This window comes from Bordetella muralis, from assembly GCF_965139205.1.
Taxonomy (GTDB): domain Bacteria; phylum Pseudomonadota; class Gammaproteobacteria; order Burkholderiales; family Burkholderiaceae_B; genus Bordetella_A; species Bordetella_A muralis.
Window position 1 is genome coordinate 42127 of the sequence record NZ_CBCSIU010000004.1, and the last position, 12314, is coordinate 54440.

The 12314-nt window shown below is 60.3% G+C and carries 11 protein-coding genes; 10 read left to right on the forward strand and 1 reads right to left on the reverse strand.

Going from position 1 to position 12314, the window contains the following annotated elements; translation table 11 throughout:
- The first annotated feature begins 1 nt into the window (after nt 1).
- Genes ACNA0I_RS08615 through ACNA0I_RS08660 form a run of 10 tightly spaced genes read left to right on the forward strand, consistent with a single transcriptional unit; the run spans nt 2 to nt 11122 of the window.
- Nucleotides 2–1630, forward strand: coding sequence for an amidase (locus ACNA0I_RS08615; protein ID WP_415805671.1), 1629 nt, complete (start codon nt 2–4; stop codon nt 1628–1630).
- Complete coding sequence (dctP, locus tag ACNA0I_RS08620) at nt 1627–2631, forward strand: TRAP transporter substrate-binding protein DctP (RefSeq protein ID WP_415805672.1); 1005 nt, start codon at nt 1627–1629, stop codon at nt 2629–2631. Before ACNA0I_RS08615 ends, dctP begins: the two co-directional genes overlap by 4 nt.
- Nucleotides 2618–3262 (forward strand): TRAP transporter small permease, encoded by a 645-nt coding sequence (locus ACNA0I_RS08625; protein WP_415805673.1) that lies wholly within the window; start codon nt 2618–2620, stop codon nt 3260–3262. Before dctP ends, ACNA0I_RS08625 begins: the two co-directional genes overlap by 14 nt.
- Nucleotides 3259–4530, forward strand: a complete 1272-nt coding sequence (locus ACNA0I_RS08630) for a TRAP transporter large permease (protein WP_415805674.1) — start codon at nt 3259–3261, stop codon at nt 4528–4530. Before ACNA0I_RS08625 ends, ACNA0I_RS08630 begins: the two co-directional genes overlap by 4 nt.
- Before the next feature lie 30 nt (nt 4531–4560).
- Nucleotides 4561–5961 carry an MmgE/PrpD family protein gene (locus tag ACNA0I_RS08635; RefSeq protein WP_415805675.1) on the forward strand — a complete coding sequence of 467 codons (1401 nt, stop codon included), beginning with the start codon at nt 4561–4563 and terminating at the stop codon, nt 5959–5961.
- Between the two features lie 37 nt (nt 5962–5998).
- Nucleotides 5999–7153, forward strand: a complete 1155-nt coding sequence (locus tag ACNA0I_RS08640; RefSeq protein WP_415805676.1) for an acyl-CoA dehydrogenase family protein — start codon at nt 5999–6001, stop codon at nt 7151–7153.
- The gene (locus ACNA0I_RS08645; RefSeq protein ID WP_415805677.1) at nt 7150–8340 is read left to right on the forward strand and encodes a CaiB/BaiF CoA transferase family protein; all 1191 of its coding nucleotides are present in this window, start codon (nt 7150–7152) and stop codon (nt 8338–8340) included. The genes ACNA0I_RS08640 and ACNA0I_RS08645 overlap by 4 nt, the downstream gene beginning before the upstream one ends.
- Nucleotides 8337–9095, forward strand: coding sequence for a GntR family transcriptional regulator (locus ACNA0I_RS08650; protein ID WP_415805678.1), 759 nt, complete (start codon nt 8337–8339; stop codon nt 9093–9095). Before ACNA0I_RS08645 ends, ACNA0I_RS08650 begins: the two co-directional genes overlap by 4 nt.
- Nucleotides 9092–10294, forward strand: coding sequence for an MFS transporter (locus ACNA0I_RS08655; RefSeq protein ID WP_415805679.1), 1203 nt, complete (start codon nt 9092–9094; stop codon nt 10292–10294). The genes ACNA0I_RS08650 and ACNA0I_RS08655 overlap by 4 nt, the downstream gene beginning before the upstream one ends.
- A 3-nt stretch (nt 10295–10297) precedes the next feature.
- A complete protein-coding gene (locus ACNA0I_RS08660) occupies nt 10298–11122 on the forward strand; it encodes an HpcH/HpaI aldolase/citrate lyase family protein (protein WP_415805680.1) in 825 nt (274 codons plus the stop codon).
- A 26-nt stretch (nt 11123–11148) separates the two neighbouring features.
- Here ACNA0I_RS08660 and ACNA0I_RS08665 read toward each other — a convergent pair whose 3' ends face one another.
- A complete protein-coding gene (locus ACNA0I_RS08665; protein WP_415805681.1) occupies nt 11149–12306 on the reverse strand; it encodes a CaiB/BaiF CoA transferase family protein in 1158 nt (385 codons plus the stop codon).
- Nucleotides 12307–12314 lie beyond the last annotated feature (8 nt).

Sequence of the window (12314 nt, forward strand, 5' to 3'; positions counted from 1 at the left end):
AATGAGCGCGCTCATTGAATCGGCATTGCAGTGGTCACAAGCGCGCGACTTGCCCATTGATGCGGGGGACGTGCCGGAATTGGCGGAGATGGTCGAGGCCCTGAGAATAGACCTCAGACAGGATTGGGCGGCATCTGACATGATGCAGACCTGCGAGCCATTTGGCCAGGTGCTGCGTGCGTTGGCCCCCCAGCCGTTCCCTGATGTCGCGATTGAGGCCCGCAGCGCATCGCAGGATAGTGAATACCAGGTGCGTTCCAGCCTGGCAGCGATTGAACAGCGCCAGCCTGGCAAGGCTGCCTGGATGCATATCGATGCCGACACTGCACTGGCCGATGCACGCGCACTGGACGAGGAACAGCGTCATGGCAAATGGCGCGGCCCATTGCATGGAATGCCTGTGGGCATCAAGGATATGTTCGACATGCAGGGCCGCACGGCGGGCTGGGGAACGCCGCTGCGTGCCGGCAGCCCTCAGGCGCAAGCAGATGCCACCGTCGTCACGCGCTTGCGCCGTGCCGGCGCTGTCATCCTGGGAACGCAGCAGATGGCCGAGTTCGCCATGTCTCCCACCGGTTGGAATGAAACCTACGGGCCCGGCCGTAATCCTTGGGACCTGGACCGAGTGTCCGGCGGCAGTTCCAGCGGGGCGGCCATGTCGGTGGCAGCAGGGCATGTGCCATTGGCGATCGGATCCGACACGGGCGGTTCGATTCGCTTGCCGGCTGCGTTGTGCGGTTTGACTGGTTTAAAGCCTACGCAGTATCGCGTCAGTGCCGCCGGGGCAATGCCCTTGTCGGCGAGCCTGGATTGTATTGGTCCATTGGCGTGGTCGGCTGAACTCTGCGGCTACGCATATCGAGCCATCGCAGGGCGGGACTGCGCGGATCTGTCTTGCCTGGATGCGCCGGTGACCTTGGGCGCAGCATCGCGGCGCTTAAAGGTGGCTGTGCCGCAATGGGACGACGGCGATCCGATCTCCGGCGCGATGCGGCACGCGTTGGATGAAGCGCAACGTGTATGGCGCGATGCCGGCGTTGAGTGCGTCATGGTCCCGTCACCTTATGCCACCTTGCAGCAGGCGAGTGTTCTGGCCTCCGTCGTGCTGGCAGTCGAGGCCGCGGCCTTGCATCAGCGGTGGCTGCGTCAGTTCGGTAATGCGTACGGACATCAGGTCCGTCGCCGGATCTCGCGCGGTTTGCTGGTGTCTGGCGTGGATTACTACGATGCGCTGCGTCTGCGGCATGCATTCTTGCAACGGTATTTGCGAGACATTCAGGGCGATGCCGATGCGTTGATGTTGCCCAGTACGCCGGATGTCGCGCCACTGGTGGCGCCCACTCAGCATGCAGACCAAGCCCGCCTGGAACGGGAGTTTGCCCTATTGTCGATCTGGACGCGAGGAATCAATTATCTCGGATTGCCTGTACTGAGCGTACCAGCAGGACAAGGGGCGGAGGGCTTGCCGTTGGGGATGCAATTAGTGGGGCCGCCTTTGGGCGAAGACCGTGTGCTGGCGTTAGGACGGCGGTATCAACAATTCACCGAGTGGCATCAGCGGCGCCCTGCAGCATGGACAGCTCCATCGCATCGGGATAGCCGGACCACGGCAACGGAGGAGACGAAATGAAAGCACTTCGGAACTGGGCCATTGCCTGGTCAGCAGCCGCGGTGGTGGGGTGGGGATCTGCGGCACACGCAGCCGACATGATCATCACCAGTGAAATCCCATCGGCGACCAATCCTAGCCCCTACATCGAGCAGTTCATTGCTGCCGTGAAGCAGCGCACGGGAGGAGCGATACAAGGAAAGTATTTTCCGGCGTCGCAACTCTATAACGATCGCGATGGGCTGGCGGCGTTGGGTACGGGCGCCGTGCATATGGTGTGGCCGGTGTCTTCGCGCTTGGAGCAGTTCGATGCGCGCGTCGGTGTGGCCAGCTTGCCATTTGCACTGACCTCGGAGGAGATGACCAATCCTTGTTTCTCGCAGCGGTTCACACGCCAGATTTCAGGCTATCTCGAGCCTCGCGGCATACAAGTGCTGGGTTTCCTGCGCACGGCCGATCTGATTTTTCTCATGAAAGATCGCGATATTCAGAGCGTGGACGATCTCAAGGGCCAGAAGATCCGGGTCATTGGTGGACAGATCATGCTGGACGCGATGCGCGCTGTGCAGGCCAGTCCGATCTCCATGTCTGCTTCGGAAATGTCGGCCGCCTTGTCCCAGGGGGCGATTGACGGCGCCATGACGTCCCCCGCAGGGTGGGTGGATGTCTTGGGGAAAACCGCGAAATTCGCCACCTTGGCGCCAGGCATGGGGCTGGCCACGTCCGCCGTGACAGTGGACAAGCCTTGGCTGGATGCGCTGCCCGAGGACCAGCGCAAGGCCATCCACGACGTGTTGAACGAGATCATCGCCAAGCAGTGGAAAGAGACCGTGGCCAAGGATCAGCAACTGATCGAGCAGATGGTGGCCCAGGGCGGGCATTACCGGGTCATGGCGCCTGAGCAGGTCGAGCAACTGAAGGAGCGTGTCGTCGCAGCGGGGGCAGGGTTTCGCAGCAAGCATGCCGATGCGATTGCCGAGCTGGAAAACATACGCAAGGAGTGTGTCCATGATGGCAAGTAATCTGGAATCCCCTGCGCTGACCTCTGCAAAGCAGGCGTCAGGCAAGACTATGCAACCTGCAGCCGCCATTACGCCGGTATTCGGCAAGCTGGGCTGGTTATCCCGATTGACGTTGGCGCTGGCCACTGTGCTTGCCTTGGGCGCGACCTTGATCATGATCGTGGAAGGCTTTAGCCGCTATGTCTTGAATGTCAGCTATTTCTGGGCTGAAGAGTCTGTGCGTTTTCTGATGGTGTGGGCCTTTTTCCTGACATTGGGGATTGCCGGCTTTCGCCATTACCACATTCGCAGCGAGTTGCTGGTCCAGCGTTTGCCGTTGACGGCGCAGCGCGCGGTCTGGTTGCTGTCTTGCTTTGCGGGCATGGGGTTCGCTTTGATTCTGGCGTATTCGTCCATCCCTCAAGTGCAGCGGTTTTATTCGATGGGCATGGTGTCCGAATCATCGCTGGAGCTGCCCATGTGGCTGCTGTTTCTGGCGATGCCGGTGGGGGGTGTGGCATTGTTTATCTACTATGCCTGCGCCGCATGGTATGCGTGGCGCTGGGGAGATCCCTTTGCCCCCGAGCCTGTCGATGAGGTACCCGACGCAAGCGTCACTGCAGCGTTGAGCCGTCAGGAGCCGTCGCTATGACACTGGGACTCTCTGTTATTGGCTTATTGGTGCTGCTCGCGCTGGGGGCTCATGTGGGCACGGCGATGGGCCTGGTATCCAGCGGCATGGTGCTGTCGGTCGACGGCGTCCCCCTGACGGTCGTTGCCCAGACGGCTTTCAAGTCCATCAATAGTTATCCACTGATGGCAATTCCCATGTTTGTACTGATGGGCAATTTGATGATGCGCGGCAATATCGTCGCTGTCATGATCGAACTCATCGGCAGCCTGGTGCGTTGCGTGCGTGGAGGATTGGCGCTGACGGTGATGTTGGCGTGCGTGTTCTTCGCGGCCGTGTCGGGATCGAGTGTTGGGTCGGCGGCCGCGATTGGCGCAGCGACGGTCGATGGCCTGAAGCGTGAGAACTATCCGCCACGTTTTTCGGCGGCCTTGGTTGCGGTGGGCGGAACATTGGGTTTGATGATCCCGCCATCATTGGGTTTCATCCTGATTGGCTCTATTGTCGGATTGCCGGTGGACAAATTGTTCATCGCAGGAATCCTGCCGGGTTTGATGGAAGCGGCGTTTCTGTTGATGACCACGGTATGGCTGACGCGCCGGCATGGTTACGGGAATACGGCGGGAACCCCGGATTTCGCGGGCTTTACACGGCGTTTGCCGCGTGCCGCGGGTGCGTTGTCCATGCCAGTGCTGGTGCTGGGATCCATTTACCTGGGCATCTTCACGCCCACCGAGGTGTCGGCTGTCGCAGCGGGCTATGCCGCATTGTTATGCGTGTTGATCTATCGCACGATGAAATGGCGGGACGTGTGGCAGGCTTCACAAGAGTCGATCCTGCAGTCCACCATGATTTTCATGGTGGTCATGGGGGGAAGCCTGATCGGCTTCATTCTGGCACGTATGGGGGTGTCGGCGTCGCTGATCGGTTTCATGGAACGCATGGACATGACTGCGTGGCAGTTTCTGCTGCTGGCGAATGTCGTGCTGCTGGCGTTGGGCATGTTCCTGGACGGCGTTGCCATGATTGTGCTGACCGCGCCGTTGCTCTTTCCCATGGCGACTCACCTCGGGATTGATCCTGTTCACTTCGCCGTGATCATGGTGGCAAACGTAGAGATCGCGACGTTGACGCCGCCGATCGGCCTGAACCTGTTCGTGATGAGCGGTATTGCCCGTATCCCGGTCGAGCAGGTCGCCCGTGGCGTGGTGCCGTTCTACGTCACCAGGTTGGTGTCCCTGGCCCTGATCACTTTTGTGCCCGCATTGTCGTTGACGCTCGTGCATTGACGGCATCGCTATAGACTCTGGAGAACAGACATGAAAGACAATGCAATGCCCGCCGCAGGATTGGCTCTGTCAGAGGTGTTGGCGCAATACGCTGCCGGTTTCGATGCGCGGCGCATTCCTGATGAGGTGCGCGAGCGGGCGCGGCTGCTGATGCTGGATTCCATCGGTATCGCCATCGCTTCGCGTGGTTATGATTTTTCCCGACGTGCGTTGGCCGCTATTGACGAACTGGATGGTGGTGGCGATAGCGTCGTGATCGGCAGCTCACGACGCATGGACTTGCGTAACGCCGCGTTGGCCAATGGCATTCTGGTACATGGCCTGGATTATGACGACACCCATGCCAGAGGCGTGATTCATGCCACGGCGTCGGCGTTGCCTACCGTATTGGCATTGGCGGCGCGCGAGGGCCGCAGTGGTGCGGACATGGTGGCAGCCTATGTGCTGGGTATGGAGGTGTCCACGCGCTTGGGGGCGGTAGCCAAGGGCGGTTTTCATCAAATAGGTTTTCATCCCACGGGATTGATCGGCACCTTTGGTTGCGCCCTGGCAGCGGCTTGGCTGCTCGGGTTGAACGTACAGCAGATGGTGGATGCGCAGGGTATCGCCTTGTCTCTGGCCTCGGGCAGCCTGGAGTTTCTCAACGACGGCGCATGGAACAAGCGCATGCATCCCGGCTGGGCCGCGTCGGCGGGGATCACGGCAGCCACGTTCGGCAAGCATGGTTATACCGGTACGCGTTTAGCCTATGAGGGGAGGTTCGGCTTGTATGCAAGTCATTTGAGCGGAGCCGACTATGACCTGGGCCTGGCCACTGCCGAACTCGGTGATCGATGGGAATTGATGCGCGTGTCGGTCAAGCCTTTGCCTGCCTGCCATTTTACGCATGCCAGTGTCGATGCCGCCGCACGGTTGCATGCGCAAGGGATCTCTGCGAAACAAGTACATCGCATTACTGTGCTGGTGCCGCAGGAGGTCGTCAAGACGGTATGCGAGCCCGAGTCTTCCAAGCGCAAACCCGCCAATAGCTATGAGGCGCAGTTCAGCATTCCGTACCTGGTTGGCACAGCATTGTGCAAAGGCCGGCTGACGCTGGACGATCTGGAGCCGGACGCGTTGCGGGATCCTGCTGTGCTGGCCTTGGCCGAGGTGACGGATTACCGGCACGATCCCGATAGCGGTTTTCCAAAGCATTACTCGGGCGAGGTCATCGTGGAGCTGAAAGACGGCCGTGTTCTGCGCGAGCGCGAGGCAGTCAACCGCGGTGCGGAAGACCGGCCTTTGACCGAATCGGATATCCGGGCCAAGTATCGGGACAACGTATTGCGCCGAATGTCGGCGGCACACGCTGATGCCCTTGAACAGAGCGTGCTGCAGATGGAACAAGGATCGTCGCGCACGCTGGCGGATCAATTGGGACGCGAGGCTTGAGCGGCGTGTGCCGCCTATAGGTGTTGAGGAGCATCTGATGACAATGCATGATGATGGACAGGAACAACTGATTCTGGATATGGTCGGCCGATTTCTGGAGCAAGAGGTGCGGCCTCATGTGTGGCAGCTCGAGCATGACGATGTCTATCCCGAAGAAATCGTCGAAAAAATGAAGGCCATGGGTCTGTTCGGATGCCTGATTGCGCCGGAATATGGCGGACTGGGCTTGTCGACGACGACATATGCCAAGATCATTGAGCGCATTTCCGAGGAATGGATGTCGCTGTCGGGCATTCTGAATTCGCATCTGATCATGGCGGCCGCCGTACAGCGCAACGGTACAGAGGCGCAAAAGCAGGCGTTTCTGCCTCGTTTCGCGACGGGCGAGTTGCGTGGCGGCATTGGATTGACGGAGCCCGATTGCGGCACCGATCTGCAGGCGATCCGGACCACGGCACGGCGCGAAGGTGACGAGTATGTCGTCAATGGCGCAAAGATGTGGATCACCAATGGCTATTACGGCAATTGCTTTGCACTGCTGGTCAAAACGGATCCGCAAGCTGAGCCGCGTCATAAAGGGATGAGTCTTTTCATCGCGGAGAAAGGGCCGGGCTTCACCGTCAGCCGGAAACTCGAAAAGCTGGGCTACAAAGGCATTGACTCGACCGAGCTCGTATTCGAGAACTACCGCATTCCGGCCGATCGCTTGATTGGCGGAGTCGAGGGCCGGGGTCTGCAGATGATACTGAACGGACTGGAGTTGGGCCGCATCAATGTGGCCGCCCGCGGTGTCGGTGTGGCGCAAGCGGCGTTGCGCGAATCAGTCAAGTACGCTCAGCAGCGCAAGACGTTCGGCAAACCGATCTGCGAGCATCAGGCCATCCAGACCAAACTCGGTGAAATGGCGACGCGCACACAAGCCGCACGCCTGTTGACGCTGCAAGCGGCGCAAGCCTATGACCGCGGCGAACGTTGCGACATGGAGGCGGGGATGGCAAAGCTCTTTGCGACCGAGACAGCCGTGGAGAACTCTTTGGAAGCCATGCGTATTCATGGCGGATATGGCTATTCGAAAGAATACCTGGTCGAGCGGTTCTACCGCGATGCGCCGCTGCTGGTCATTGGCGAAGGCACCAACGAACTGCAGCGCATCATCATTTCCAAGCAGTTGGTCGAGAGGAACCGCGTATGAGTCTGCCGCTCACTGGATTACGTATTGTTTCCGTGGAGCAATATGGCGCGGGGCCGTTCGGCACGCAGCATCTGGCCGATTTAGGTGCAGAGGTCATCAAAATCGAAAACCCCCACGATGGCGGCGATGTCGGCCGCGCCGTGGGGCCACACTATTTCGGCCCAGGGGATAGCCATTTTTATCAAGCCTTCAATCGCAACAAGAAAAGTGTCACGCTGGATTTGAAACAGCCGGAAGGCCAGCAGGTGCTGCGCGATCTGTGCCGGCACGCCGATGCGGTATTCAATAACCTGCGCGGAGACCTGCCAGGGCGGCTCGGACTGACCTATGATGCCTTGCGTGAGGTGCGGGCGGATATCGTCTGCGTGCATTTATCAGCGTATGGCCGTGATGGCGAGCGCGCGAGCTGGCCGGGGTATGACTATCTGATGCAGTCGGAGGCGGGATACCTTTCGCTCACCGGTGAGCCTGATGGTCCGCCGTCGCGATTCGGGCTGTCCATCATCGATTTGATGACGGGAACAACGGCTGCGCTGGGGCTGGTGTCGGCTGTTCTGGGCGCACGCCAGAGCGGGACAGGGCGCGACGTGGATGTCAGCCTGTTCGACGTGGCGTTGCATAACCTGGGATACCTGGCGACATGGTATTTGAACGGCGGGCACAAGACAGGACGTGCGCCCCGGTCCGGTCACCCTTCGCTGGTGCCCAGCCAGCTGTATCGTACGGCCGACAGCTGGATCTTTATCATGTGCAACAAGGAAAAGTTCTGGCCCTTGCTGGCGCAATCGATGGGCCATCCCGAGTGGATCGATAATCCGGACTACCGCAGTTTCAAGGATCGTTTGCAGAACCGCGACCGCTTTAATGAGGAGCTGGAAACCGTCTTCATGTCCCAGACGACAGACCACTGGATGGCGCGTTTTGCGGGCCGGGTGCCGGCGGCGCCCGTTTATGATGTGGCCCAGGCGCTGGATAGCTCGTTTGTAAAGGCGCGTCAGTGCCTGTTGGACGCTTATGATACGGAGGGCAGGGCAATACGGAATGTGGCGTCGCCGATCCGGTGCCCTGGAGAAGCCCCATTGACCCGGGCGGCGCCAGCCATGGGCGTTGATACTGACGAGTTGCTGGCGCAGGCGGGTTATGGACCTGATCAGATTGCCAGTTTGAGGAAGAATGCCGTTTTATGACAGTAAAGATCGAAGCGCCAGGAGGCCGTCCACGATATTTGCAGCTGGCGACGACGCTGATCAACGAGATACGAGCGGGCCGGTATCCGGTGGGCAGTTTGCTGCCCACCGAGTTTGAATTGTGTGATCAGTTTGGCGTGTCGCGCTTTACCATCCGCGAGGCGGTCAAGCAGTTGGTCCAGATGGGGATGGTGACGCGTCAGGCGGGCGTCGGCAGCCGCGTGCTCCGGCAGGCGCCGGTGACGCAGTACACGCAAACCATGTCGGGGATCACGGATCTGCGCCAATATGCCTACGAAACCTCTCTGGAAATCGAGGGCCAGGCATTGTTGAATGTAGACGGCGACCTGGCAGATACCTTGGATGCGTCGCCGGGCGAAACCTGGCTGCACGTATGGGGGCTGCGTTACACCAAGGCGCATGACGCGCCTATCTGTTTGACTGACGCGTACATTGCGCCGGCCTTTCGCTCGGTGACGGGCATACAGGGCCGGATGACGCGTGCGCTGTACGCGGTTCTGGAGGACGAGTTCGACGTGCAGATCACGACGGTGCATCAGGATATACAGGGTGTCGTATTGGACAAGGCGCTGGCGTCCCGCCTGGGGGTCAAGGCTGGATCGGCAGGCTTGCGGCTCGAGCGCCGATATATGGATGCGCGCGATGCGCTGGTTGAACTGGCCGTCAGTGTCCATCCCGCGGATCGCTTCAGTTACCGTGAGTCATTCCGCCGTGAATGGCAGGTGCCTGTGTGAGAGTCTCCAGCGGCGCAGTTCTGGCGATTACGTTGGCGGTGCAGTCATTGGTGGCTGCAGCCGCATTGGTGGTGCCGGTGTTGGCACCCGCGATCAGTGCCCAGACGGGCGTAGCGGGCGAGTCGATCGGCATTTACGTGTCGTTGATGTATGTCGGGGCGATGGCAGGCAGCTTGATGGCTGGCGGCTGGGTGTCTCGACTGGGAGCGATCCGTGCCAGTCAATTGGGGCTGGTGCTGTGTGCGGCAGGGCTGCTCTTGAGCGTGGCCGGATATACGGTGTTGCTGGCTATCGGCGCGATACTGTTGGGGCTCGGTTATGGGCCGATCACGCCGGCCAGTTCGCATCTGCTGATCCAGACCACGCCTGTGAATCGGATGTCGTTCGTGTTTTCCGTCAAACAGACCGGCGTGCCGCTGGGAGGCGTGTTGGCGGGTCTGTTGGCCCCCAAGCTCGAAATCGGCGTGGGGTGGCAGGGAGCGCTGCTGGTGACGGCTGCGGCATGCCTGGTCTGTGCGTTGTTGGCGCAATGGGTACGCGCGGAACTGGATGCGGACCGCAAACCGGCCCGAACAGCGGGACTGGGAGGCCTACGTGCGCCGCTGGCGTTGATTTTTTCGCATAGAACGCTGTCGCTGTTAGCTGGCGCATCGTTATGCTTTTCGGCGGTGCAATGGTCGTTCAGTGCCTACCTCGTGACGTATTTGCACGATAGTCTCGCGTACACCTTGATTGCTGCGGGCGCCCTGTTGTCGTTGGGCCAGGTGGCCGGGGTGGTGGGACGGATTTTTTGGGGATGGTGTGCCGACCGCTATCTGGGGGCGGTCCTGATGCTGGCCGTGCTGGCAGCCTTGATGGGGTTGGGGGTACTGGTGTTGGCGTCGTTGTCGGCCCAGGCACCTGTGCCGATGGTGGCGCTTGCACTGGTGGTGCTGGGCGCGGCAGCCGTCGGCTGGAATGGCGTATACCTGGCAGAAATCGCGCGGCAGGCGCCGGCGGGAAAAACGGGTATGGCTACGGGCGGAGCGCTGACCTGCACTTTTCTGGGCGTTGTCGTGGGACCGCCTTTGTTCGGCGCGATGATGGCGCTGTTTGACAGCTATCGGATCGCCTTCGTTCTGATCGTGATTCCGGCTTTACTGTGCGGCGTGCTGTTGGTGACGCAGCGGCGTCGTTTCTCAGTTCGCGAGGAGGCATGAGTGATGAAACGTCTGCGTAGCTTGCTGTTTGTGCCGGGAGATCGTCCCGAGCGTTTTGACAAGGCTGCGGCGGCCGGGGCGGGCGCCATCATTCTGGATCTCGAGGATGCAGTGTTGCCCGAGGCAAAAGTACGGGCGCGCAGTTTGGCGGTGCCATGGCTCGCATCATCTGCCTGCCCAGCGTTGATACGTATCAATGGCGCAGACACGCCTTGGTTTGACGCTGATGTCAGCGCCTTGCAGCAGGCGGGCTGTCATGCGGTGATGCTGCCCAAGGCGGAGGATCCGTCGATACTGAATCAGCTGCGTCATCGCCTGGGCGATAACGTACGCCTGTTTCCGTTGATCGAAACCGCAGCAGGGGTGGAAAATGCGGCGGCCTTGGCGCGAGTGCCCGGGGTCGTACGCCTGGTATTTGGCAGCGTGGATTTTGCCCGTGATACGGGTATTCAAGACGAGAATGGCTGGCTGCCAATACGTGTTGCCCTGGTGCTGGCGTCGAGGCGTGCCGGCTTGGCTGCGCCTGTCGATGGCGCGACCTTGCATTGGGATGATCCCGACGCCTTGCAAACCACGGCAGCCGCTGCGCGCCGCCTCGGCTTTGGCGGGCAGCTATGTATTCATCCCAAGCAGGTGGCGCCGGTGAACAGGGGCTTCTTGCCTTCTGAGGATGAGCTGGCCTGGGCCAAACGAGTGATAGACGCGGTAGCGCAAGGCGCACATGGTGCGGTGACGGTGGACGGCAAACTCGTGGACAAGCCGCTGCATGATTTGGCCCAGGCATGGCTGGACATGATTGACGAGGGATCATTGCCAGCCTGCGCTTGAGCGGGATGTGCCGTCCGGGCTGTGTGTCAGGCTCGGTACGCGTCGTCTATGCCAGATCGTATCTCTTCGTTATGTTCTCCCAGTTTCGGCGGCAATCGCCGCAAACTGGCTGGCGTGCGAGACAACTTGATCGGTGATCCCACGCCTCGATATTCGCCTTGTTCCAACACCATTCCGCGATGCCGGGTATGTGGATGGTGCAGCACGTCCTCTACATTTTGTACCGCGGCGGCGGGCACCCCCTGTCGCAGCAGTTGTTCTGCCAGTGTCGCTGCGTCGTGCGAGGCCAGTTTTTCCGTCAACGCTGCACGCAAGGCATCACGATGTTGCAGACGATCCGCATTGTTCGTAAAGCGCGCGTCAGTCAACAAGGCCTCGGCGTTCAAAGCACGCGCCAACGCTGCAAACTGCCGATTGTTGCCCACAGCCAGAAAGATCGGTCCGCTTTGTGTCGGCAGCGTTTCGTAAGGTGCGATGTTGGGATGCGCATTTCCCGTGCGGCCAGGGACCTTGCCGCTATAAAAATAATTCGCCGCATGCGGATGCAATAGCGATACTGCACAGTCGTACAACGTGATGTCCAGAAACTGGCCCAGGCCGCTGCGCACGCGTTCGTTGAACGCTAGCAGGATGGCGACGGCTGCATTCAGGCCAGTGACCATGTCCACGACAGGCAGGCCGACCCGTGTGGCATCGCCATCGGCATCGCCATTGACGCTCATCAAACCGCACATGGCTTGTGCGCAGGCGTCATAGCCGGGCAAGCCGCCTAATGGGCCGTCGGCGCCAAAGCCGCTGACGCGGCAGTGAATCAGACGCGGAAATGCCGCGCTGAGCTGTTCGTACCCGAGGCCCCATTTTTCCAGGGTGCCTGGCTTGAAATTCTCGACCAGCACATCAGCATCTGCCAGAAGATGACGCAATAGTTCCTGTCCCGCTGGCTCGGATAGATCCAGCGTCATGCCGCGCTTGTTGCGATTGACGCCGATGAAATATGACGCGGTCTCATGCAGGAAAGGCGGGCCCCATCCGCGCGTTTCGTCGCCGACAGGCGGCTCGATCTTGATGACGTCAGCACCATGGTCTGCGAGCAGCTGGGTGCAATATGGGCCCCCCAGTACACGCGACAGGTCAATGATTTTGCATCCGGTCAGCGCACCGGCCGGCAGCGAAGGGAAAGACATGCGGGATA

Excerpts from the sequence above, each read along its gene's own strand:
- ACNA0I_RS08615 (WP_415805671.1), top strand. The coding sequence starts at position 2 with ATGAGCGCGCTCATTGAATCGGCATTGCAGTGGTCACAAGCGCGCGAC.
- dctP (WP_415805672.1), top strand. The coding sequence starts at position 1,627 with ATGAAAGCACTTCGGAACTGGGCCATTGCCTGGTCAGCAGCCGCGGTG.
- ACNA0I_RS08625 (WP_415805673.1), top strand. The coding sequence starts at position 2,618 with ATGATGGCAAGTAATCTGGAATCCCCTGCGCTGACCTCTGCAAAGCAG.
- ACNA0I_RS08630 (WP_415805674.1), top strand. The coding sequence starts at position 3,259 with ATGACACTGGGACTCTCTGTTATTGGCTTATTGGTGCTGCTCGCGCTG.
- ACNA0I_RS08635 (WP_415805675.1), top strand. The coding sequence starts at position 4,561 with ATGAAAGACAATGCAATGCCCGCCGCAGGATTGGCTCTGTCAGAGGTG.
- ACNA0I_RS08640 (WP_415805676.1), top strand. The coding sequence starts at position 5,999 with ATGACAATGCATGATGATGGACAGGAACAACTGATTCTGGATATGGTC.
- ACNA0I_RS08645 (WP_415805677.1), top strand. The coding sequence starts at position 7,150 with ATGAGTCTGCCGCTCACTGGATTACGTATTGTTTCCGTGGAGCAATAT.
- ACNA0I_RS08650 (WP_415805678.1), top strand. The coding sequence starts at position 8,337 with ATGACAGTAAAGATCGAAGCGCCAGGAGGCCGTCCACGATATTTGCAG.
- ACNA0I_RS08660 (WP_415805680.1), top strand. The coding sequence starts at position 10,298 with ATGAAACGTCTGCGTAGCTTGCTGTTTGTGCCGGGAGATCGTCCCGAG.
- ACNA0I_RS08665 (WP_415805681.1), bottom strand. The coding sequence starts at position 12,306 with ATGTCTTTCCCTTCGCTGCCGGCCGGTGCGCTGACCGGATGCAAAATC.